The organism is Pseudoalteromonas ardens (genome assembly GCF_030125445.1).
GTDB classification, from domain to species: domain Bacteria; phylum Pseudomonadota; class Gammaproteobacteria; order Enterobacterales; family Alteromonadaceae; genus Pseudoalteromonas; species Pseudoalteromonas ardens.
In genome coordinates this window covers 961,275-986,614 of the sequence record NZ_JASJUV010000001.1, presented here as the reverse complement: position 1 = coordinate 986,614, position 25,340 = coordinate 961,275, and the positions used below count along the sequence as shown (strand labels likewise).

The following is a 25,340-nucleotide window of genomic DNA, read 5'->3' as shown; positions in this document are numbered from 1 at the left end:
TCGCAGTTATGTAGATAGGGTTTCTCCCTATCTACGAGCCTTTTTAAAATAAACTAAAAGGAAAATTGTATGAAACTGGTTAGCCTAGCAGTTGCCGCTGCACTGGGAGGAGCTTCTTTTGCTTCTATCTCAGCGCCTCTTACTCAAGAAACCGAGCGCTTCCCTGAACGCATCGTCAAATTTCAGCAACTCGGTGAATTGGAGCAAGCCAAGCAACGCCTTGCGAGACACGGCATTACAGAAAAAAATCGCCCGTTTCTGTTTCGATCTTTGGAAGAAACACTAAACCGTAAAGCCAATCAGCCAGAAATGGCAGGTATCATGTCGACAGCTCAGTCATCAGACTGTCAAACAGGCAAGCTTTGTTCATTCTTCAAGCACATGGGCCTGCGCTCAATGACACGCCAAGACGGACAGGAGTACCTGGTATTAACCGCGGTCAACAGTGAATTCAGTACCACTTACTATACCTATATCGACCTGACCCTGATGAATGAAAAAGGTGAAGAGCTGGTCATGCCAAGCTTCAACGAGTTTTTTGGCCAGGGGACACCCGATCAACCACAAAAGCGCGTCAGTGTTGCCTCAGTTGGTCGTATGGAAGATGTACTACCGAAACTGATTAACTCCGAACGCATCTTTGCAGATGCATACCTCACCGTGTCATATGAGGGAGCCAATGGTCAAACAGTCACTGAAATTCGTACATCAGTTATTGAATATTCACCAGAAACCTTACTGGCCGATCTGGGGGTATATAAAACCAATGGTGCCACGGCGAAGATGGCAACTCTAAACAATACTGAAGCAGGCATAGCAACCACTTTACCCGATGGCTATGCCCGCACCACTACCAGCATATTAGAAAATGAAATCACGCACCCCGTTGACGTCAAAGAGCGTAACGAAGCGGACCCCAGTCTGAACCGCATCAAAGTGTGTCTGAATCGTAAATATCAAGACTGTGATTACGAAGCCATGTATGCTCAGGGTACCCCGAATGAACAATTAAAGCTCCTTATCCCCTTTAGTGGTTTCCGTGAAGTGATGGGGGAAGTCACTAAGATCTATACGCCTGAATGGCATCAACTGGCTGTCAGTTATGATCCAAATACAGGTGCAGGTACGAAGTCACTGATCAAAGATGCGCAGGGTCAGCCCGTTACAGACAAGCCTGATGGACTGCACTATGGTTCTGAAATCTATATTCAAACACGTGAAGGTGGCGGTGCGTCACGCATCGGAGACGATTACAAAGCATCTGATGCAATCAATCTGTTCTCTGACTACATCACGCTGCAAAAAGGCGTCAAGGATGTAGGCGGTGTTGACTACCCTTATACACGTATGTCCTGGAATATCCCAAGAAACATGGGCGTCTTCGGCGATGCGACCTTATATGGCCGTTACATGGATGCACATTGGATCATGAACCTGGCAGTTGAAGTAGAGCAACAACGTGGTCCACGCGTTATGACACGTCACTTTACTTATGTGATCGGCAGCTCAGATATGCCAGAGAGTAACTGGAAAGACATCAAACATCCACCGATGCAGGTGGTCTACAGTTGTCTGGCCAAAGGCTCACTGATCACGCTAGCCAATGGTAAGCAGCTGCCAATTGAGCAACTCAGTGTCGGTGACTCCGTGCTGGGTGCCAGCCAGTTTGCACCAGATCAGCACATCCCGCTTGAAATCGAAGACATTTCTGTGGGTGTCGAATTGATCCCAATGGTCAAGCTAACGACTGCCTCTGGTAAAACTCTGCTGCTAACCGAATCACACCCGGTTGTGACAGTTTCAGGTTTGTCTGCCTGGGCTAACAAAGTAAAAACAGGCGATCAAATCCGCACCCAAAGTGGTATTGAGATGATCACCGCCATCGAGGAAGTGAAATACAGCGACAATGTTTACAACCTCAAGCTGAAACGCACTGACACAGATGAGACTCACGTTACGGGCGAAACCTTCACCATGTTTGCAAACGGCCTGCAAGTTGGTGATCTTGCAATGCAAAGTGACAACGAGTTCTCTGACAGTGAAATCACCACAGAGGATGTGCTCAACAACCTTCCTGAAGCCTGGCATCAGGATTACTTCAATAGTCTTAAAGACTAAGGTTCAAGCGAATAGAGGCCCTGTGGGCCTCTCATGGAGAGATCAAACATGAACTACGCAAAACTCATTCAAGTCACACTAGCCTGTGCGACTTTGCCAGTGCTCGCCACGTCACACCCTGCGCCGACTAAGCTGAGCGAGATACATGGACAGGCAGCAACCTCCAATGTGGTTGACCTGGCGCCACTCGGCACGGCTTATCAAAGTAAAGGTGACGTGTTGCTCGGGTTAAAGTCAGTCGATGGCCAAACCGTCGAGCACCTTGGCAATACCAACATTGATTTTCGTGTGGGTGTGGACCTGGGCTACGAGCAGGCATTAAAACTGATTGACGGAAAAGTTGACGCAGGCTTTAAATTTCCAGCTGTACGAGTTGATGCCGGTGCCAACTATGCTAAAGACATAAGCGCCGATAAATACACCGGCACCTATACCGTATATTCCTCAGTAAAGCCCAAATCACGGATCCTAATGCCGTCAACCGATGCTGGCTATCAGCCAACACAGGCTGCATTGGATCTGGCACAGGCCTACCCAGGTAATAAGGCAGCAAACCTTGGTGATGGGTTTATACAGGGCTTTGCCTATGGCTCCAATGTGGTGATCAATATGAAAATTGATTATCGCAACGAGAGCGATAAGCGCACCATTGGTGGTTATCTGAGCGTGGACTGGATAGGCAAGGTCAAAGTCGATGGCCAGCTGCAAAAGCTGGACGATGAGAAACGCCAATCCGTCAAAATTACCATCAGTGGCTATCAAAGTGGCGGCGAGCCAAATCGCCTGCTGCAAATCATCCCAAATGGGATCATGAGCTGTACTTTGCTGAACCCTGAACCTTGCTTCAACCTCTTTGAATCCGCGGTCAATTATCTTAAAACGGATTATATCAACCAGTTTCAGTCACTGGACGACTACAATGTGACAGACACTTATGTTGCAAGGTATCTGGACTCTGGTTCCAACTTGCAGCAATTGATCCCGGCGCAAGGATACGAAGCCATAAACTATCTCACTAAGTTAGTGGTTAAAGAGCTGACCTCGCGTTGGATTGAGGAACGCCTCACCTATCGCCGAGCTAAGAATCTGCAGCGCTACTACGCATCTCAGTTTAACGCTGGACAACTCAATCAACTGTCGGAAATAGAAACAGCCAGCCGGGCTAATGCCAACCTGTTTGCCGACCTGGTCGATTATTGTGAGCGCAACCCAGAGGGCAACTACTGCATCGATTACGAAGCCGCTAACCTGGCTTACTATCGCGATTACAGTGCCTACAGTGATGTTTTGAAGTAAGGATACACAATGATGAATACGTTATTTAAATTATCTCAGGTTGCCGTGCTCTGTGGCCTCACACTCGCCACCAGCCATGTCTCAGCCAATACGATTGAAGAAGCCAATTTTAACGAACTAGGCGATATGCTCACTATGGCAGAAGCCAAGGGTCGCTATGACTGGCTGAAAAAATGTTACGACGGGCTACTCGTCGAAATGTGGGAACAAATGTATGACTCCCGCGAGATCATCAGTAAAGAAGAAAAGCTCAATCAACTCAAGCAACTGTGGCTTTCGGATTCAGCACTTGCTGCTGGTAATGCGCAATACCCGACCTTCGCCAATGAAGACTTTACCAACCCATACGGCTGGTATGCCGGCACTAGCCAGGATCAGGCCTGCACCACTATGCCACCGGAATACAAAGCGGTGGCACTCAAAACCACAGTGCTGACCAATAAATATTGCGCAAACAATAGTTATGACAATGAATGGGAATGGATAGAGCAAGTGACAGTAGATGACTTTATTCACACGTCAGGAAGCACAGCGCACACGCTCGTATCTGGTAAGGTCCTCAATTTGCGCGCCAACCGTGACGCCAATGTCGAGATAAAACCGGGTTTACTGGACCCGAATTACCCAACTCTGCTGGCAGCGCGAGTTTGGGTTGACTGGAACCACAACGGCCAGTTTGACAGCGATGAGCTGGTACACAACAGCACAACTGGCAATACAGTGAAATTCACCTTGTCAGTCCCTGACAACACACCCGATGGTGTCACCCTGATGCGCGTCGCGCTGGATGCTGGAGGCGGCTCAGACAATGCCTGCACCAATATTCAGTATGGTGAAGTTGAAGACTATATGCTCACGGTTCGTTAAGGAAAGATGATATGAAATCACTCTATTTATCTGTACTTGCAATGGCATTTGCAGGACACAGCATGGCCGATGAGCAAGCCAGTGCTGACATCTCAAGCTCATCAGTATCAGGCTCTGTGATCTCAGGCCTAATCAATGATCACGTGGCAATCGGCACCGCCTATGACAGCCAGAAAAAGCGCTTTTTAAATGTCCAGCCCGTAGCCGGCGTTATTGACGAAAGCTACGGCAATACCGAGCTCAAATTTAAAACCGGCATTGATATGAGCTATGACGATGTGCTCAACACACTCAATGGTAGCGTTGATGTGGACGTCAACTTCCCAGTGGTGCGAGTCTCGGCAGGTGCGTCTTTGGCAAAAGAAATGGCGTCCAGCTCGTACTCAAGCTCATATACTTTCAGTGCTTCCAGCACGCCGAAAAAGCGCTTATTCCTGCCCAAAGATCAAAACTCAGGTTACGCATTGAGTGCGGTCGGTCAGGACATTGCGAACAACCATCAAACCAAATTGCAAACGCTGATTGGCGATGAATTTGTTACTGGTATTGAATACGGTGCCAACGTCCTGGTTAACCTGAAAATAGATTACGGTAGTAACCAGGATAAATCGGACATCGGCGGTTATCTGGATGTTGACTTGTATGGCGGGGTGTTCAACGTCGGCGGTCAGCTCAGATACCTAAAGGATGAAGTCAAATCTTCGGTTAAGATCACGGTACGTGCTATCCAGCATGGCGGTGACCCTAAACAGTTATTGACCATTATCCCGAACAACATCATTACCTGTTCACTGGACAATCCAACGCCTTGTTTTGACATGTTCTATGAGGCTGTGAAGTACGCTAAAAGTGGATTTAATCAACAGCTTAATTCATTGAGTGATTACAACGTGGTGCGCTACTACACCACCCGTTATGAAAACTCATCGTTGCCTTTGCGCGCACTGGTACCTGAGTATCAGATCGTACGCAATGCCACTAAGTGGCTGATCAGCGAGCTGGAAGATGACTTTAAACAGGCTATCTTGGATGAACAACGCGCCCAGAACCTGCTTAACAGCTACTATGCGTATTTACCCGAAGCACAGCGTACTGCCGTCGAGCGGATCAAAGATCTGGCCTACAACAATGCCTGGTTCTTCTTCAATGCCGCTCAGTTCTGCCGCGATAACCCTTTTGGTTATGCCTGTGAGAACAAGGTGCAGGAAATGAAAACCGCTTGCGAACAACGCGGTAATGCCTGTCCTGCGGCATACGATGTCACTCAGCTGCAGTTGCCCAGTAGCGATGAGTTTGACTGGAAGCAATGTGAACTTGCGCGCCAGGAAGCGGTCAGGGCCGGGATGGTCAGTGAAGAAGACAGCGCACGCTTCAGAAACCTGCGCTGGGCACCTACTTTCATCGACGTCACAGCACCCGCCCGAGGGATCCTGAACTGGCGTTTATGTGAGGGCGCATTGACCACTTACGGTACGGCATTTGCGCAATAACCTGCCATACTTAATCGCAATGTGCTTATGCACATTGCGATTTCTATTCAGGGAGCGGATATGAAAAGCTTATTAACGACCCTGGCGCTAAGCTGTACTTTCGCAGCGCATGGCCAGATTTATTATAGCGAACAAGTCGGTGCAAATGATCTTGGCAGAGCATTTGATCCCACCATACACAAGGTGAACCAAGCTTGTCTGCAAGGCACACCAGTACAGCACTCAGAGCAAAGTGGCAGCCTGGATTACTTCCAGCGCGTCGATGAAACCTTTATCAAGCGTCGCACGTTTGGAGAGGTACATGGCGGCGTTAACTTGTTTATCATCGCAGGCAGTGTATCTACCTCAATGACACACCGAAACGCGACGGATCAGCGTACATTAACGTCGCAATTGCACCTTAAGTTTGACGAGGGCTACAGTACGCTGGAAAACCGCCAGGTAAAATCGGGCGTGGACCTGAAGGACTGTGGCAGCCACTTTGTTTATCAGGTCAACTATGGGCGCGACCTGTTCGTCAACACCCGACTGCACTTTAGAACAGAAGAAGACTACAAGCGATTTGTCATTAAAATAAAGATACGTTTGTTGTTCTTTAAAAAAACCATTACCAAAGTCAAAGAAATCGAAAAGTATGCAGAAAATGCAGTATTCAGCGTCGATGTCAATTCCAATGGCCCGCTGCCTGCGAAATTGCAACAACAACTCAATGAGCAACCTACCTATTGCCGGGGCGGAAACATCACCCCTTGCCTGCAGACCCTGGAAAGCCTGGTGGCCTATAGTTTCGACCCAAACGGCTTGATGCTCGATTTAGCCGATCTGGATAAAGTTCCCCGCAGTTTTGTGGTGAAAAGCTATCTGGATTCTGGCCACTACGGCGGTGCTGACTGGCAATCAGTGATGAGCAATACCCTGTATGAGGCGACCTGGCGATGGGCTGAGCATCAGTATGGTGAAGCAGTCAGGCACCTGGAGCGCACTAAAGCCTTTTTAACCGTCGCTACGGAGGCTGAAAAGCCTGCATTGGAAGCGCAGTTTGAGGCAGCTCAAATTGCCCTCAGCGATGCCGAAACACTGCGTCAGACCTGCCTGACCTCACCCTGGTTAAGTCAGTGTGGTCCGTGACTCTTCCTTCCAAATACACCTGAGTGGCTAACCGGCTTGGCCACTTTTCAAGCCCGAACTTCTTGGCCAACCTCTCCCCTGGATCAAGCTATCTTTCAATCTGCTTAATTACACCTTCCCCTGATACAGACCTTTTCACCAAATGAGCAATCAACTAATGGAGTACAGTCCTGATAGTTCATCTGATCAACGAAACCCGATTGAACAGTAAAACAAAATAAAAAATGTTTTATTTAGAGGAAACTAATTAACATCCAGATCGCCACCATCAATCTCCCGGATAATGCTAACCCGGGCAGATAGCACTCCCTTAAATACGTAAATGTCGCAACGAAAACAAAGAAGAAAATTTTAATCATTTAAAATCAATAAAATATAAAAATCAACATTCAGAGGATAACTTATATTTACACCCTATTTTGAACCAGCACACCCCCCCGAGTGGAACACTAAATGTACTTTATCAAAAATAGATTTAGCTCATATACTAATCGAACACAAAATAGCCCACGTTAAAAATTAACTTTTTGCAACAGATAAGGACGATTTTATGAAACGCCTTGGTACTTTACTCGGCGCCGGTTCGATTATGTTATGCAGTACACAAGCATCAGCCTCGATCGAATCACATGCGCTTCTCAATCAGCAGCACCTATGGACGCAACTTCCGACCACTGCACATGCCGAGGTGCCTGACGCGTCGGTATTGTCTGCACATTCAGATACCGGGCTATCCTATCAATTGGAAAAAGTGATCGGAAAGCACCCCCGATATGAGCACTATCAAGCTTACTTTCAGGGCGTGCCTGTACTGGACAGTCGGTTAGTCGTTGTACGCAATCAACAAGGCGAGATCATCCAGAGTATGGGGAAATTACTCAGTGGTCCCGTTCAGCTTGTGGATCTTGCTTCGCAACATAACATTGACTTGCTGCGAATAGCGTCCGAGCTCTATGCAGGCAAGCAGCCAGAAATTGACAGTACTTCAAAAGCTTATCTTCTAACTCAGGGCAAGCTGCTGAGCGTGACAGTCCTACAGGTCCGCCACAACGGACTTAAAGAGCAAGTTATCCTCGACAACAGTCAGGGCACCCTGGTTCGACGTCAATCATCTGTTTCATTTTTTGCTTCACCAAACCTGAATGATTATGTTGCTGGGGGGGGAATAGGAGGAAACGATAAGCTCGGTGCTATCTGTTATTCACCACGTCCAGAGAGCATGCAGGCCTGTTCCGCATACCGCTTTGATGAGTACACCCCGACTGGGGAGCGATTGATGTTCTCAGACAAAGACCCAGGTGCAATCTTTGCTCAATTCGATGGGTATCCGCTAATCGTAAAAAAAGAACAGGATATTTGTCGACTGGAGAACCCTTACCTGACTACTTTTGACGCCAGAAACAACGACGCCCAGGCCGCGTCTTACGCATGCGGTAGTAACAATGAAAATTTCGATAGTGTCGCGGTAGATGATAACTTTTACACTTGGTTCAGCTACGACCCTGCTACCGAAGCGCATTTTAATGCAGGTCTGGTTATGCAGTACTTTCACAAGCAGCTCGCTCACCTTTATCCGTCACAGACTTCAGATTGTGCCTGGAGTGGATACTGCATCAAACCTCTCAAGCAAAAAGTGCATAGCAACACCATTCACGGTCCCAATATGGCTTTCTGGGATGGTGAATATGTCAACTATGGTTCTGGCGATGGATTCTACTTTTATTCACAAGCCACTTTGGGCATTGCTGCACACGAAATTGCCCATGCTATTACGAGCTGGAATGCCGGCATTGGGCCAGAAGGCGTTGACGGGGCCATTAATGAAGGCTTTTCCGATCTCGCAGCCATTGCCGTATTAGACTACTTTCAAAACAATGCCAGCGGTTCGTACACACAGTCTGAAGCCTTTACAAAACAATTTAACGAACAACCCGGTCAGTACAACCAAAACCGTAAATGGTGGTTTGGATGGGGCGCGATATATGAAGATAAGGCCGCTCGTTTCTATGAGCTTCCCTCTTGGGACGGAACCAGTATCGACCATGCCACTGACTTTTCACTCGCCAAAACCCCGCATGCCAACGGGGGAGTACTACGTAAAGCATTCTATGAACTGGTAAAAACTAAGGGATGGTCAATTCAGGATGCCTTTAAAGTGTTCCTGCGCGCGAACACGTCTGGCTGTATGTTTTCAAATATGAGCCTGGACGAATTCGGTTATTGTGTGGTTGCACAGGCGCCCCACATTAACATCAGTAATAAAAGCGCCATACAGCGCAAAGACGATGTCACAGACGTATTGCTGGGTGTCGGCATAGTCGCAAACAGCAGCCTCTCGACCTTAGAGGCCAACACTCGAGTCAGTTATAACGAAATAAGCTACGACATCGGACACCTGAACATTGATTCAATTGAAAAAATTAGCGCACAATGGGGCGATGGCACCAGTAGTGAATGGCACCAGGGCAGTAACCAGCCAATCTACCCGTTCCTGCAACAAGCACATCAGGTGCCAGACGGCACGCTGGCAAGAGCAGCCATCACTGTCGAACTCACCGGAGAAGGCACACGTTCAGCATATCGCCACTTCTTCAGCCGACCAGCCAATGTCAGTTGCCCTCCCTACCTGAATACATCAAAGGTACACACAAACAGCCTGAAGGTCGCAGATCACACTACCCTGTTTGCAGCAAACGACTACACCTCCGTGGTTGACAGCCGCATACCTTTAGCCAGCAAGCGCAGCCACAATCTGACCTTTGACAAAGATCTGAGCGGGAAAAAACTGACGATACTGTATGACATCAACAAAAATGGGCAGTTCGACTACACTGAAAAGCTAGTCGGCAATACGACTATCTCAGGCAACACCGCCACCTTTGCCCTAAACGACAACATTCCGCAGGGCATAGGCCTGATGCGCGTTGCTATTTCAGACGTGAAGTACTCTTTTATAGATAGCTGTGGCGTCGTCGACAATGGCCAGGTGATAGACCTGATGATAGATACAGACGCGCCAAACCTGCCTGTGGTTGCCGACTTTAGCTATCAGTTGCTCGACGATAACCGAGTAAAGTTCACAAACAACAGCACAGCGAATCAAGTTAAACAGCCTGTCTACCGCTGGAATTTTGGCTTTAACAATCAAACCAGTAATGATGAAAACCCAACCATTCAATTTCCACAAGAGGGCGGTACATTCACCATATCACTCACGACCCGTTATCAGGATGGCAGTGACAGCGACACCGCAACTCAGACACTCACTTTGCAACCTGTATCCAGTTGCCGAGCTCAAATTACTGAGCCCGCAAATGCAGATATATTTTATATCGACAAATTAACTTTCAATTACTTTGGCACCGTATTACATACAGTTACTAAAGACCCTGGATTCAATGCATCGGGATATACACTCACAGCATCGAGTGGTTTTTCTCATCCAGGTAACAGAACGATAAAAGTCGTGAGTTCGACCAATTTATTGCCAAGCTCCACCATAGACAGCTTGTATGAAAACAATCAAATTGGTGCGCGCTTCACCGTCTGGCTGGATGAAAATCACGACGGAAAGTTCAGCAAGACTGAAGGTCATTATGCCATGAACGATTATAACTACGATTACTATAAAACGGACTGCGAGTATAAAACTGACGGTAAAGAATACTGCCGTATTACCGCCAGCAGACTGATCCGTTTACCCTGGGTGGACGAAGACAAAACGCACGAAACACTCACCCTCAGAGCAAAATTTGAGGAAAACCCTCAATACCCCCTAAAGCAGGATGCTTGTAAATCCTTCACTTATGGAGAAGTTGAAGACATTCAATTCACTATTACCAAATAGTAACACCTACTTTGTGCTCGCTGTTAGTTGGGTAGGGCTTGCTCTACCTACGAGCCTGATTACAAATAATTAAAAGGAAGATTGTATGAAACTGGTAAGCCTTGCAGTTGCTGCTGCACTGGGAGGAGCTTCTTTTGCTTCTTTATCAGCGCCAATTGCGTCAAACACTGAAAATTATCCTCAGCATATTGCTGAATTTCAGCAACTTGGAGAACTTGAGCAAGCCAAGCAACGTTTGGCCAGACATGGTATCACTGAAAAAAACCGCCCATTCTTATTTCGCTCAATGCGCCAAAGCGTTAATCAGAAAGCATTCAGCGCAATGCCCACTCTGAACGCAATGCACGCTCCCACAGCGGATATCATGGCACAAGAGCAACTGTCAGAAACAAACTGTAACACTGGTAAGCTCTGCTCGTTCTTTAAGCACATGGGCATACAGTCAATGACGCAAGAAGACGGTCAGGAGTATCTGGTAATAACCGCTGTAAACAGTGAAATCAGCACCACGTACTACACCTTTATTGACCTGACATTATTAAATGAAAAAGGTGAAGAGTTGGTTATGCCCAGTTTCACCGAATACTTTGGCCAGGGCACCTCAGATGCACCTCAAAAGCGAGTCAGCGTGGCATCATTGGGGAAAATGAACGACATACTTCCCAAGCTGGTCAACTCTGAGCGCATTTTCGCTGATGCATATGTCACCGTGTCCTATGAGGGACCAAATGGTGACATCATTACGGAAAACCGCAACTCAGTGATCGAATACTCTCCAGAGACCTTGCTTGCTGATCTGGGCATTTACAAAGCGTCTGATACTGCCACACAAGTTGTCGGTGCTCAGGCTAGCACAACAGGTTACTCAACAATAATGCCACCTGGATACGTCCGTAATGGCAGGTCCATATTGGAAAGTAAAGTTACTCACCCAGTTGACCGACAAGAGATCGATGCGAATGACCCAAGTAAGAATCGTATTAAAATCTGCCTGAATCGAGATTATGGCGACTGTGATTACGATGCTCAATATGATCCGGGCACACCCAATGACCAATTGAAGTTGCTGATCCCGTTTAGCGGTTATCGTGAAGTCATTGGTGAAGTGACCAAAGTATATACACCTGAGTTCCACCAATTGGGTGTTACGTACGACCAAGTCACAGAAAATGGAACTATAAAAGGGACGAAAAAGCTGATTGTTGACGAAAACAACCAGCCCAAAGTCGACAAACCCGCCAGCATCCGACATGGCTCAGACATATTTATTCAGACCCGTGAGGGTGGTGGCGCGTCACGGATCGGCGATGACTACAAAGGCTCAGACTCCCCTAATTTATTCTCAGATTATATAAAGCTCGAAAAAGGGGAAAAAGACATCGGCGGTAATAAATACCCATACACCCGTATCTCATGGGACATTCCCAGAAACATGGGCGTATTTGGGGATGCCGGCTTATATGGCCGCTACGAAGATGCCCATTGGATCATGAACCTGGCTGTTGAAGTGAAGCAAAAACGTGGCAGGAGAGAAATGATCCGTCACTATACCTATATTATCGGCAGCTCAGATATGCCGCACTACACTAACTGGAAAGACATCGAACACCCACCAATGCAAGTGGTCTACAGTTGTCTGGCCAAAGGCTCACTGATCACGCTAGCCAACGGTAAACAGGTACCGATCGAGCAGCTCAGTGTGGGCGATACCGTGCTGGGAGCCAGCCAGTTCGCACCAGATCAGCATATTCCGCTTGAAATAGAGGACATTTCAGTGGGTGTTGAAGCCATCCCTATGGTCCAACTGACGACCGCCTCAGGAAAAACCCTCTTGCTGACCGAGTCACACCCGGTAGTTAAAATCTCAGGTCTGTCGACATGGGCAAATAAAGTGCAAACAGGCGACCAAATCCGTACTCAAAGTGGTGTGGAGATGGTCACAAACGTCGAAGAAGTGAAATACAACGACAACGTCTACAACCTGAAACTCAAGCGCACCGACAAAGACGAAAAACATGTCACGGGTGAAACCTTTACCATGTTTGCAAATGGCCTTCAGGTGGGTGACTTAGCAATGCAGACCGACAATGAGTTTTCGGACAATGAAGTGACGACCCAGGATGTACTCAATAACCTCCCTGAAGCATGGCATCAGGATTATTTGAACAGCCTTAAAAACTAAGGACTAAGCGACAGGAGGTCCGCAAAGGCCTCCCATGGAGAGACCAAATATGAATTATGCAAAACTCATTCAAGCCATATTGGCATGTACAGCTTTACCAGCGCTTGCGGCGTCTCAAATGATACCGGCACAGCTTAGTGAAGCACACAGCCAGGCTGCAACATCGAGTGCTGTCGACCTCGCGCCACTCGGCTCCGCCTTTCAAAGTAAAGGCAATATTTTACTTGGATTAAAGTCCGTTGATGGTCAAACAGTTGAGCACCTGGGCAATACCAATATTGACTTTCGTGTTGGCGTCGACCTTGGTTATGAACAAGCGCTAAAATTGATTGATGGTAAAGTGGATATCGGGTTTAAGTTTCCAGCCATACGCGTTGATGCAGGTGCAAACTATGCTAAGGACATCAGCGCCGACAAATATACGGGCACTTATACCGTCTATTCATCCATTAAACCTAAATCACGGATCCTAATGCCCGCTTCTGATGCCGGGTATCAGCCCACACAGGCGGCGTTAGATCTTGCCACTGCCTACCCGGGCGATAAAGCCAAAAACCTGGGGGATGGTTTCATACAAGGCTTTGCCTACGGCTCGAATGTCGTGATCAATATGAAGATCGATTATCGTAACGAAACCGACAAACGCACCATTGGCGGCTACCTGAGCGTGGACTGGATTGGCAAAGTCAGCGTAGATGGCGAGCTGCAAAAACTCGATGATGAAAAACGTCGATCAGTCAAAATAACCATCAGTGGCTTTCAAAGTGGTGGCGATCCAAACCGTCTGCTGCAGATTATTCCAAACGGGATCATGCGCTGCACTTTGCTCAACCCAGAGCCTTGTTTCAACTTGTTTGAATCCGCAGTTCATTACTTAAAAACAGACTACTTGCACCAGTTCGACTATTTAGATGATTACAACATCACAGATACCTATGTCGCTAAATATCTGGACTCTGGAGCAGGCTTGCAACAACTGATCCCTCAAGATGGTTATCAGGCCACTAACTACATGACCAAGCTGGTAGTCAAAGAACTCACTGCACGCTGGATTGAAGAGCGCCTGACGTATCGCCGGGCAAAAAACCTGCAGCGTTACTATGAAGCTCAGTTTACCAGAGAGCAACAAAATAAACTGTCAGCAATTGAATCAGCCAGCCGGGCAAATGCCAACCTGTTTGCCGATCTGGTCGATTACTGTGAACGTAATCCGGAAGGCACTCACTGCATCGATTACGAAGCAGACAACATGGCCTACTACCAAGATTACAGCGATATTAGTGATGTTTTAAAGTAAGGACACACAATAATGAATACAATATATAAGTTATCTAAGATTGCCTTGCTTACAGGCTTGTCTTTTGCGGCCTGCAATGCCGCTGCCAATACAGCTGAAGAAGCCGGTTTTAACCAACTGGGCGATCTGCTTACCATAACAGAAGCCAAAGGCCGGTATGAGTGGCTAAAAAAATGCTACGACGGGCTTTTAGTAGAAATGTGGGAACAGATGTATGACTCACGGAACATTGTTAGCAAAGAGCAAAAGCTCAACCAGCTCAAGCAACTGTGGCTTTCAGATACCGCGCTTGCAGCAGGCAAGGCCCAATACCTGACATTTGCCAATGAAGACTTCACCAACCCGTATAACTGGACTGCGGGTACCAGTGCCACGGACGCGTGTACTACGATGCCACCAGAATACAAAGCGGTTGCGTTAAAGACCTCTTTATTGGCCCATAACTATTGTGAAGTCAACAGCTATGACAACGAATGGGAATGGATAGAGCAAGTCAAAGTGAATGACTTTGTTCATACCTCCGGTACCTCTAAGCACACCAAAGTTTCCGGCAAAGTGATCAACCTGCGAGCAAAAAGTCAAGCCAATATTGAGATAAAACCCGGCTTGCTTGAGCCTGACTTCCCCGCATTGTTTGATGTACACGTATGGATAGACTGGGACCACAATGGCCAATTCGACGCCAGCGAACTGGTTTACAATTCGACAGCTACTTCCACTGTAAAATTCTCTTTATCAGTGCCAACAAACACGCCAGAGGGAGTCACTCTGATGCGCGTCGCACTGGATGCTGGAGGCGGCTCAGCCAACGCCTGTGCCAACGTTCAGTATGGTGAAGTTGAAGATTACTTACTCTCAGTTCGTTAAGGAAAGATGATATGAAATCACTCTATTTATCAGTACTTGCAATGGCATTTGCGGGACAAGGCTTGGCAGCTGAGCGATCCAGTGCTGCTATTTCAAGCTCAAATGTATCGGGCTCCGTGATATCCGGTCTGATCAATGACCATGTAGCGGTAGGCACAGCCTATGACAGCCAGACAAAACGTTTTTTGAATGTGCATCCAGTGGCGGGTGTTATTGATGAAAGTTATGGTAATACCGAGCTCAAATTTAAAACCGGCATCGATATGAGCTATGACGATGTCCTCAATACACTCAATGGTAGCGTAGATGTAGACGCTAACTTCCCTGTTATACGCGTCTCTGCCGGTGCGTCGCTGGCAAAAGAGATGGCATCCAGTTCGTATTCCAGCTCTTACACTTTCAGTGCATCCAGCACACCGAAAAAACGCCTGTATTTGCCGCAAGATCAAAACGCGGGTTATACGCTAAGTACGGTTGGTCAGGATATTGCGAACAATCACCAGACCAAACTACAAACACTCGTTGGAGATGAGTTTGTCACCGGCATTGAATATGGCGCAAGCGTATTCGTTAACCTGAAAATCGATTACGGCAGCAGCAAGGATAAATCAGACATCAGCGGCTATCTGGATGTGGATTTATACGGTGGCGTGTTCAATGTCGGAGGACAACTTAAGTATCTCAAGGATAACACTAAGTCCTCTGTTAAGATCACGGTCCGTGCGATCCAGCACGGCGGTGATCCCAAGCAACTACTGAGCGTTATTCCAAACAACATCATTACCTGCTCTTTGGATAACCCAACGCCCTGTTTTGACATGTTTTACGAGGCTGTCAGATACGCCAAAAGTGGTTTTAATCAACAGCTCAACTCACTGAGTGATTACAACGTAGTGCGATACTACACCACTCGCTACGAAAACTCCTCGCTGCCGCTGCGCGCTTTGGTACCTGAGTACCAGATCGTGCGCAATGCCACCAAATGGCTGACCGCAGACCTGGAAGACGACTTTAAGCAGGCAATGCTTGATGAACAGCGTGCGCAGAATCTGTTGAACAGCTACTTTGCTTATCTGCCTGAGTCACAACGTACTGCTGTAGAGGAAATTAAAGATAAGGCCTACAACAATGCCTGGTTTTTCTTCAATGCTGCAAAGTCCTGTCGCGATAATCCTTTTGGTAATTCATGCGAAACCAATATTAAGGATATGAAAGCGGCTTGCGAGAAGCGCGGAAACAAGTGCCCGGCGACCTATGATGTCACTCAGCTACAACTGCCTAGCAGTAATGAGTTTGACTGGAAGCAATGTGAGTATGCCCGCCAGGAAGCCGTTCGGGCAGGCGCAGTCAGTGAAGAGGACAGCACACGTTTCAGAAACATGCGCTGGGCACCGACTTTCATTGATGTCACGTCTCCGGCCAGGGGCATCCTGGACTGGCGATTATGTGAAGGCGCACTGACCACATACGGTACAACGTTTGAGCAATAACCTGCCATGATTAATCGCGATGCGTTCATCCGCATTGCGATTTCTTTTCAGGGAGCGGATATGAAAAGCTTTTTACCTTTATTGTCCCTAAGCTGTGCCTTCGCCGCCCAGGGACAGATTTATTACAGCGAAAAAGTCGGCGTCAACGACCTTGGCCGGGCCTTTAACCCCTCAATGCATCAGCTCAAAGATGCTTGCCTACAGGGGACACCAACGCAGCATACTGAATTCAGTGGCAGCCTGGACTATCTCCAGCGTGCAGATCAAACCTTGATCAAACGTCGAACTTTTGGTGAAGTGCACGGTGGCGTCAACCTGTTTATTATTGCGGGCAGTGTGTCCAGCTCTATGACACACCGCAATGCCACCGACCAAAATACGCTTACCTCACAGCTTCATCTGAAATTTGAAGAAGGTTATAGCACGTTAGAAAACCGACAGGTGAAAACGGATGTAAACCTCCGGGACTGCGGCAGCCACTTTGTTTATCAGGTGAATTATGGCAGGGATCTGTTTATCAATACACGCCTGCATTTCAGAACCGAGGAAGATTACAAACGCTTTGTAACTCAAACCAAGACTCGCCTCTTGTTTTTCAAAAAGACCAAAACCAAGGTCAAAGAATTCGAGAAGTATGCCGAAAATGCGGTATTCAACGTCGATATTAACTCAAACGGGCCGCTTCCGGCAAAGCTGCAACAACTCCTGAACGAGCAACCGACCTATTGCCGGGGGAGCGATATGACACCATGCCTGCAAACGCTGGAAAAACTCGTTAACTACAGTTTCGACCCGGATGGGCTGCAATTCGATTTGGCTGAGCTGGCAAAAGTACCACGGAGCTTTGTTGTTAAAAGCTATCAGGAGTCTGGTCACTTTAGTGCACATAACTGGCAACCTGTCGTGAGTAATACAATGCACGAGGCAACCTGGCACAGAGCTGAGCAGCGCTATGGTGAGGCAGTCAGACGTGTAGCACGTTTTAAAGCATTTCTGGCGGTTGCCAGTGAAGTCGAAAAACCAGCATTAGAAGCCCAGCTTGAAGCAGCTCACTTCGCACTTGATGACGCTCAGAGGCTACGCAAGACTTGTATTGATTCACCCTGGATGAGCCAGTGTGGCCAGTGAAGCTTGCACTTTTACGCTATTTAAGTGGCTAACTCGTTTAGCCACTTTGTCAAAAGTTCCCTTCATACCAAAAAATCCTATTCGACTTTAGTCCAATCCGATTGCACTCAAAATTGATTTATGTCAACGTCGTGCTCAATAACCATAAATAGTTACATAACATCAACAGAGTAGTAAATGATGACAACAACCATAAAACTTTCGCCAGTTGCACTGGCACTTTTTGCGTGCTCCGCTGCAATGGCAGAACAATCTAACGAACAAAACATCGAGACCATTTCTGTACTGGGCTCCAAAGTTTCAAACCGGACAGCAACCGAGTCCACCTCACCCATTGATATCCTGGATACAGATCAACTCAATAAAGGGGGATTTACCGAGCTTGGGCAGAGCCTGCAAGCCATTGCGCCATCGTTTAACTTCAGCCGAACCCAGGTTTCTGATGGCTCAGATCTGTTCCGCCCGGCAACACTGAGGGGATTGCAGCCAGACCAAACTCTGGTCCTGATCAACGGTAAACGTCGTCATACTCAGGCGATATTTGGTCTATCGGGCACAGTTGGTGCTGGCGCCGCAGGTACGGATATGAACTCCATTCCGATGATGGCGTTAAAAAATGTCGAGATCCTCAGAGACGGTGCCGCGGCACGTTATGGTTCTGATGCCATTGCCGGCGTAATCAACCTGTCGCTCAATGACAGTACCGGTGTAACCACCGGGTTTGTTCAGGCAGGCGCTACTGGCGAAGGCGATGGTGATACCTATTCACTCGGCCTGAACCGGGGCTTTGAGCTGGGCAGCCAGGGAGGCTTTATCAATGTCTCGTTGGAGTATCGTGATGCGGATGGTACCAACCGGGCTGAGCGCGACACCGGAGGCTCCTCCACCATTGCGTCCGGCACTTTATCCGATGATGTGCGCTGGAAGCAGGGTAATTCTGATAGTGAGTTTATCTCTGTGTTCTATAACGCCGCGTTGCCTGTGGGTGATAAAGAACTGTATTCATTTGCTGGCTTCTCAAACCGGACCGCTTTAGGCAACGGCTTTTACCGCGACTTTAATCGTGCAGAGCGCAATGTACCTCAAGTATATCCAGATGGTTTTCTGCCCAGGATCGATAACGAAGCTGAAGATCTGTCCTTTGCAATCGGCCTGAAAGGCGATATCAATCCGGACTGGGCATTCGATGTATCCAGTGTATACGGCGAAAACCAGTATGACTATTCGTCATCCAATACCATTAATTCATCTTATGCAGCCGAGTACCTTGCGAATAACCCAACAGCTTCAGCGCAAGACATCGCTGATAACGCTGGCCCCAGAGGCGGTTATTCCGGTGGTTTCAGATTCGACCAGTGGACCACTAACCTGGATATCAGCGGTATTATCGACGTAGACGGTGGCGAGCCGGTTTACCTCTCCGTGGGTGCCGAATACCGTAAGGAAAATTATGAGATAGTCCCGGGTGAAGTGGCCTCTTATGCCTGCGGCGTATCAAATTCTGACCGCTCTTTTCCATCTGTGATTGATGCCGAAGTTTTCGCCGACTGTGGTTTTCAGGCTTACCAGGGGCTTAGACCGGATGCAGCCAATAAAGCCGAACGCTCCAGCCATGCCTTGTATATTGAAGCGGAAACACTGCTTAACGAAGACTGGCTGATCAGTGCAGCACTGCGCTACGAAGATGTATCAGATTCCAACGATGATACCATCTGGAAACTGGCAACCCGCTATGAACTCACTGAGGACCTGGCAGTGCGCGCTGCTGCATCGACCGGTTTCAGAGCACCGTCTTTACAACAGTCGGGTTATACTGCCTTTACGACAACCTTGGGTGGAGATGGCACACTAGCCACATCTTATACAGCCACAGCTGGCTCACCTTTCCCAGCAGCACTGGGCGTAGATGGACTAAATCTGGAGTCCTCAGACAACTATAACCTCGGTCTGGCCTGGGACGTCAGTAGCGATCTGTCCGTTACTTTAGATTTTTATCAGATCAAGATTTACGATCGGATCAACCTGGGCAGTTTTATCGGCGTCAACAGTGACGAGCTAGACGCTTTCCCTGCTGCCAACACGGCATTGACCGCAACGGGCGCAGTGCAGGGCAACTTTTTCTCTAACTCACTGGATTCAACCACCCAGGGTGTTGACTTCATCGCTTCTTATTCGACGGCGGTCGCCGGCGGAGAACTGGATATCACCTTTGCTGCCAATAAGAATAAAACAGAAATTGATAAAGTGAACGCGCCACAGGGGATCCCTGAAAGTATCGTCCTTGATCAGCAAAGACGCTCATTCCTGACCCATGGTCAGCCAAGGGAACGGGCAACGCTAACCTTTGATTATCAACAGGACGACTGGAATGCTCTGTTACGCTTTAACTACTTTGGCAAAACCGAGGTCACATACTTTGCAGGCGGGCATATAGAACTGCCTGATTTTCTGTCTCCAACCAACAGCTGGCAGGAAACCAGCGTGGTTGAATCGGCTGTTCTGGTTGACGTCAACATGGGCTATCAGCTAACTGAGAGTATCAATCTGTCTGCCGGTATTGATAACCTGTTCGATGAAACACCTGATGAGTTGGGCGAAGATGAAGTACTGAACTTCATCACCAATGGTGCAATGCGCTACCCATTGCGTGCCTTGCCCTATGGCTTCGATGGCATGACGTATTACGCCAAAGTGAGCTTTAGCTTTTAAACATGAAAAGGGGTGGTCACCACCCCTTGTTCTTTCAGCATTGATATCGGCTTATCATCCGCCAATATTAGATGAGACCCTCTGGCTCATTTGCGGATCTTCTGCAAATTCACTCATACCCGGGCGCTTGTAAAACACTGTGCGGGTGTAGTTTGAAATCGCCCAGATCACCCCTTCTCTGTCTACATCAATATTGTAAAAAGCGCCAAACTTAACCAGCTCACCCTCTTTCAATGTATACACACTCTGCGGACCATCATTGCTGCCATACACACTGGCAACCAGATAAACCTGACCACTTCCCACTGCAATGTCTTTAAGTGTGCACAGATTTCCACACGCAATTGACTGCTGCTCCCAGCTTACCCCGTTAAACTTATATAGCTTGTCACTTTCAGTAATCGCCCAAATGACCCCACCCAAAGCAACATCAATTTTAGTAATGACTTCGTTATTGATTCGGTAGTTACCTTCGAAATTTTCCGTTGTATCATTAAATTTCTTTAAAGTACCATCCCCGTTGACACAGTAAACATGATCCACTGTAAATGAGCTCACATCTGTTGCTCCCCAGCAACCCGTCACAGGCTGCCAGTTGCTATCTTGATATCTGAATGCATTACCACTTTCTGAAATACTGAATGTCGCTCCTTCGTAGTATGCATAGCCAGGATCTTCTGGTGATGTGCCAAAGTGATAATGGAAATATCCACCAGAAGCCGCCAGCGCTTTTTGTCCATAAGGCAGCGCTTGTCGCTGCCAGACACCAAATGAGTCGTCTTTTTGCACATAAGGTATGCCCTGATCGTCGATAGCAACACGCACGGGTGAATTGGTATGTCCTTCTGCCAACACCCCTGCCGACGACAAAGTAGTAGTCGCAATGAATAAAGCCTGTGCTATGTATTTTCTTTTCATTTCCTTACTCCTATAGGTTCAAGCAGACTCAGGTACAAATGAAAGCAAAAAGTAGCAATATATTTGCACCTACAATCTAACCAGCATTGTTTTCACAACATTTTTAACAAGCTGTGACTTTTACAACCTTGATTTCAATCAAGAGTAAGAAGCAGTTCCCAAAATTAATACTACTATCGAGATAAGGGAACATGTTGAGAATAAAATATCTCCTATCGCCACTATTTCATGGAGTTATGATCAGTGGCAATCAATTAGTGATTGAGACAAATTGCATTAATCACGGATATAATAAAAGTGAATAACATATTCCACCGAGCTAGTTTTTAAGCTCCATTAATATCTCACATGAGAGTAAATTCCTTCATCCGGGTAGATAAAACTTAACTGCAACTCGCTATTAATGGCCACATGAATCAGTACAAATTAATGGCTCGAGCGCTATCACTTTCTCTCTCAAGAATAAAAAAGCAATAAATACATCACATTAGTCAATTTAGCCTGACGCAATAAAGCACTTTTATTGCTTACTTTCTGGCGCTGAAATTCGCTTTTGACACTGATTTATTGACTAATACTTATTCATTATCAGCAATTATAATTCGTTATATCATAACAAATTAATTACAAAAAAAGAGTTCTGCAACTTAATTGACACATTTGTTAACTTTAATTATATTCACTTTCCTCCCAGCCAACCGAAGAATAAAAAATGAATAAACTGACATTTTCACTTATTTTAATAGGGATATTTATATCATATTGGCTTTTTTCTGGATCTAGCGCAGAAATCACACAAGCCCCCACTGTGCAAAAAGATGCGTTAATAGTGAATAAAAACGTAGTTGAGGCAGATCCCCTTGTTGTTTCAAGTTCATCCAAGCCCCAAATAAAAATTGCCTCAAACACAACAAAAGAAATCACGCAGGACGTAGAGCGAACGCCGCAGGATATTGGAGAAATAGCATCAATCTCTGATGACGCCAAAGAAGTTTTAGTAGAAGCGGGCGTGCTGGTAAAAGATATTAGTGAAGAAGCCTATGTCGAATTCAACCTGGCAGCCATGCAGCAATTGGAAGTTGGAGATACTTTTGATTTAACCATTCCACAGACCACCGAGATGCATCGCGCAGAAGTCACTCAGGTAGATGTATTTCCAAACGGTGACAAAAGTGTTTTTGCAAAAGTAACTGGCTCAGGCAATCGCTTTCATAATTCCGTGATGACAGTGGGCAGTGATGCCATTTACGGGCAATTCACAGTCCCTTCTGGCAATTATGTTTTTGAATCTCATGGCAAACATGGCTGGATAGCCGCAAAACGCGACCTCTATAAAAATCATGTGGAGCACACGCCTCAAGAGCGTGCGCCTGCAGAAGGGGCAAAAGATCTCTTTTCCCCGCCCATCAACACTCAAACAACAAGTAAGAAGTAAGGAAAATCAATATGAAAAAAGCAATCTTAGCGACGGCGCTCACCTTAGCCTCAGGTTTAACTCAGGCCAACACAATCGATATCGCAATCCTGTATAGTGACGAAGCAGCTGCCAATACATCGAACATCCAAACGAAAATTAACCAGCTGATCTCATTTTCGAATCAGGTTTATAGCCAAAACGAAATTGACTTAAGACTTAACCTGGTCGCTTCAGCTTCTATCGGCAGTGCGCAGGTAACAGCTGACGAAAACTGGTTAAATGCACTGACGGACAGTGCATCCATCGCACAATATCGTGATGCAAATAACGCTGACATGGTTGCATTATTAGGTGTTGGGTCATCTGCAGGCAGCAACCTAATTAGCTGTGGTATTGCCTGGGTTGGTCAGGGCAGCAATGGTAATTTGTACTCGTCTCAGGTCAATAAGATGTACTCCATCACTGCTGTAGACTGTGGTGCAACCACCTTTGTGCATGAGCTAGGTCACAACCAGGGTTTAACGCATGCCCGCAGACAAGGTGACACATCCGGTGGTGTATACACCGATGGTATGGGGCATGGTGTATATAATGTATTTACCAGCATCATGGCGTATCCGCATGTCTTTGGTAGCGCAACACAATATGACTACTTCTCAAACCCTAACTGGACAGCGAACGGCTATCCTTTCGGTGTTGTAGGCGAGTCATACGCTTGGAAAACCGTGAATGCAACAAAAGACGACATTGCTAATATGAAATAGCAAACAGCCTGCTTTATTGTCAGGCAAGTGAAATGAGAGCGCTCGGTGAGCGCTCTTTTTACCTCACTAATAACAAAATCGGGTAAAAGCTAACAAGTTACAGCCAGAGATCAACAGGGCTCATATCTGTAAGTGATGATACTGTTCAATGTAGCACAGCAAATATCTGCTAACTTTGGCCCTACGAGGGAAGACCCTCGCTAGACCACTTCATAACCAATGGTGAGATGTGCTAACCACTGCGTACGTAGTCACAGCACCCAACCCCCTTTACCCGCATGGCATCGTCGCTACGTGCAAGACCGACCCTTACTTATTTATTTCTGATGTCACAGGGAACATTGAACAGGATATATATAACAAAATAGAATAAACACATTATTTTGTCCTCTATTCATGTACAAGCTGTCAAACAATTAATCAAGATAATAAAATAAATTGCCTCTCATCGGTACTTATTTGCTTATAAAACAGCCGTCACAAAAATATAAAGTCAATTATCATCAACAAACAACCGTCCCAATTTACAAAACAAAACAGACCACTGAAATAAAACAGAAATTCAACGTTAATAAAAATAAAATTGACAATTTACCAACCTAAATATCAAATATATCTCGATTCTAATGAATCACCTTAAACCAAACCTTAAAAAGGATTATAAAGATGAAAGTTAGTTCTATTGGAAAAATTGCAACCCTGATTTTATCTTTCACCACTTTAAGCGCATTTGCCGCACAAGATGCTGCAAATTATATGGAATATAACCTGGGAGACAGCATCTACAGAATTCCTGCTTCACAGGTTAAAAATGTAGATGAGATTATCGAATTAATCGATAGCCAGAACGACGTATCTGAATATGGCGTTGTAGCGTTAAAAGCAGATATCCCCAATGCTGCACTGTCTACATCTGACTTCACAATGCAAGCCGGCGGTACTTTACGCCTTTACAGCACGTTCAACGCTGGTTACCTGAACGATTTCGACGCTGTGCTTTCTTATACTTGCCCAAACAATATGTTCATCAAGTCAGTTTCAAGCTACCACGATAATGGCCGAGAAGACCGCCGTTTCAACATTGAGTGTGGCAAATACACGACTACTTCCGGTGCTCGCTTGTATCGCAAATCTCTAAGCTGGACAGGCTATGTAAACTCATATGACCAGGCTTTCAACTACACCTGCCCTGCTGGTAAGTTCCTGGTAGGTATGTACAGCGTACACAGCAACAGACACGAAGACCGTGTCTTCAAGTTCGCCTGTGCTGCTATGGCTGAATCTTCAGCAAGCGGTTTCGCTCTGAGTGCAGAGACTTGCTCAACTGTTGGTCCAACTAACTTCGACCAACCTTGGTACCTGGGTTCAAATGGCGCGTTAGTAGGTATGTCAAGCCGCCACAGTAACTCTCACGAAGATCGTGAAACATCAGTATCTTTCTGTACATCAGTATCAGACTGGTAATATCCGTCACTTTCGCAGGCATTAAGTAGTAGCCTGCTTTTATATTTAAAATTAATAAAAAAGGAAATAAATATTCAAATTAAAAAGCAAGAACCACATCAACATAAAAAACAGTCACGACTTATAAATAACGCAAGAAGCCAAAAGCCAAAAGCCAAAAGCCAAAAGCCAAAAGCCAAAAGCCAAAAGCCATCAAAATATAATAAAACTAAAAATCATAGTTCAATAAAGCAGGTATTTAGCGGATATATTATCCTCAACCTTCTCATGCATAGGGCCAATGAGGGTAAACAAAACATGATACAGCTACCAGCGCCCAAATCAGCATAGTTAACCAGTACATATAAGGTTGCAATTC

General features: G+C 46.5%; 16 protein-coding genes. 15 read left to right on the top strand and 1 reads right to left on the bottom strand.

From position 1 onward, the window contains the following. The first annotated feature begins 69 nt into the window (after positions 1 to 69). The 12 genes from QNM19_RS03650 (at position 70) to QNM19_RS03595 (ending at position 20,419) form a co-directional block, all read left to right on the top strand. Complete coding sequence (locus QNM19_RS03650; protein WP_284026339.1) at positions 70 to 2,118, top strand: Hint domain-containing protein; 2,049 nt, start codon at positions 70 to 72, stop codon at positions 2,116 to 2,118. A gap of 48 nt (positions 2,119 to 2,166) precedes the next feature. Beyond that, positions 2,167 to 3,414, top strand: coding sequence for a hypothetical protein (locus QNM19_RS03645; protein ID WP_049865376.1), 1,248 nt, complete (start codon positions 2,167 to 2,169; stop codon positions 3,412 to 3,414). Between the two features lie 9 nt (positions 3,415 to 3,423). Continuing rightward, complete coding sequence (locus tag QNM19_RS03640; protein ID WP_284026338.1) at positions 3,424 to 4,281, top strand: GEVED domain-containing protein; 858 nt, start codon at positions 3,424 to 3,426, stop codon at positions 4,279 to 4,281. An 11-nt stretch (positions 4,282 to 4,292) separates the two neighbouring features. Then, positions 4,293 to 5,771 (top strand): hypothetical protein, encoded by a 1,479-nt coding sequence (locus QNM19_RS03635; protein ID WP_049865377.1) that lies wholly within the window; start codon positions 4,293 to 4,295, stop codon positions 5,769 to 5,771. Between the two features lie 60 nt (positions 5,772 to 5,831). Next, positions 5,832 to 6,899 (top strand): hypothetical protein, encoded by a 1,068-nt coding sequence (locus tag QNM19_RS03630; RefSeq protein ID WP_049865378.1) that lies wholly within the window; start codon positions 5,832 to 5,834, stop codon positions 6,897 to 6,899. A 550-nt stretch (positions 6,900 to 7,449) separates the two neighbouring features. Continuing rightward, a complete protein-coding gene (locus tag QNM19_RS03625; RefSeq protein WP_284026337.1) occupies positions 7,450 to 10,746 on the top strand; it encodes a GEVED domain-containing protein in 3,297 nt (1,098 codons plus the stop codon). 85 nt (positions 10,747 to 10,831) lie between these two features. Next, positions 10,832 to 12,928, top strand: coding sequence for a Hint domain-containing protein (locus QNM19_RS03620; RefSeq protein ID WP_284026336.1), 2,097 nt, complete (start codon positions 10,832 to 10,834; stop codon positions 12,926 to 12,928). Between the two features lie 49 nt (positions 12,929 to 12,977). Next, a complete protein-coding gene (locus tag QNM19_RS03615) occupies positions 12,978 to 14,225 on the top strand; it encodes a hypothetical protein (protein ID WP_284026335.1) in 1,248 nt (415 codons plus the stop codon). Positions 14,226 to 14,237: 12 nt separating this feature from the next. Beyond that, positions 14,238 to 15,092: a GEVED domain-containing protein gene (locus tag QNM19_RS03610; protein WP_049864094.1), complete on the top strand. Its 855-nt coding sequence runs from the start codon at positions 14,238 to 14,240 to the stop codon at positions 15,090 to 15,092. An 11-nt stretch (positions 15,093 to 15,103) separates the two neighbouring features. After that, positions 15,104 to 16,582, top strand: coding sequence for a hypothetical protein (locus QNM19_RS03605; protein WP_049864093.1), 1,479 nt, complete (start codon positions 15,104 to 15,106; stop codon positions 16,580 to 16,582). Between the two features lie 60 nt (positions 16,583 to 16,642). After that, positions 16,643 to 17,710 (top strand): hypothetical protein, encoded by a 1,068-nt coding sequence (locus QNM19_RS03600; protein ID WP_049864096.1) that lies wholly within the window; start codon positions 16,643 to 16,645, stop codon positions 17,708 to 17,710. Between the two features lie 180 nt (positions 17,711 to 17,890). Further along, positions 17,891 to 20,419, top strand: a complete 2,529-nt coding sequence (locus QNM19_RS03595) for a TonB-dependent receptor plug domain-containing protein (RefSeq protein WP_156202236.1) — start codon at positions 17,891 to 17,893, stop codon at positions 20,417 to 20,419. Between the two features lie 54 nt (positions 20,420 to 20,473). Here the strand turns inward: QNM19_RS03595 and QNM19_RS03590 are convergent, their stop codons facing one another. Continuing rightward, complete coding sequence (locus tag QNM19_RS03590) at positions 20,474 to 21,337, bottom strand: hypothetical protein (protein WP_049864091.1); 864 nt, start codon at positions 21,335 to 21,337, stop codon at positions 20,474 to 20,476. 712 nt (positions 21,338 to 22,049) lie between these two features. Here QNM19_RS03590 and QNM19_RS03585 point away from each other — a divergent pair. The 3 genes from QNM19_RS03585 to QNM19_RS03575 all read left to right on the top strand — a co-directional run bounded on the left by QNM19_RS03585 (position 22,050) and on the right by QNM19_RS03575 (position 24,982). After that, positions 22,050 to 22,772 (top strand): hypothetical protein, encoded by a 723-nt coding sequence (locus QNM19_RS03585; protein WP_049864090.1) that lies wholly within the window; start codon positions 22,050 to 22,052, stop codon positions 22,770 to 22,772. Positions 22,773 to 22,783: 11 nt separating this feature from the next. Then, the gene (locus tag QNM19_RS03580) at positions 22,784 to 23,518 is read left to right on the top strand and encodes a zinc-dependent metalloprotease family protein (RefSeq protein WP_010380001.1); all 735 of its coding nucleotides are present in this window, start codon (positions 22,784 to 22,786) and stop codon (positions 23,516 to 23,518) included. Between the two features lie 666 nt (positions 23,519 to 24,184). Then, positions 24,185 to 24,982, top strand: a complete 798-nt coding sequence (locus QNM19_RS03575) for a dermatopontin-like protein (protein WP_049864089.1) — start codon at positions 24,185 to 24,187, stop codon at positions 24,980 to 24,982. Positions 24,983 to 25,340: the final 358 nt, after the last annotated feature.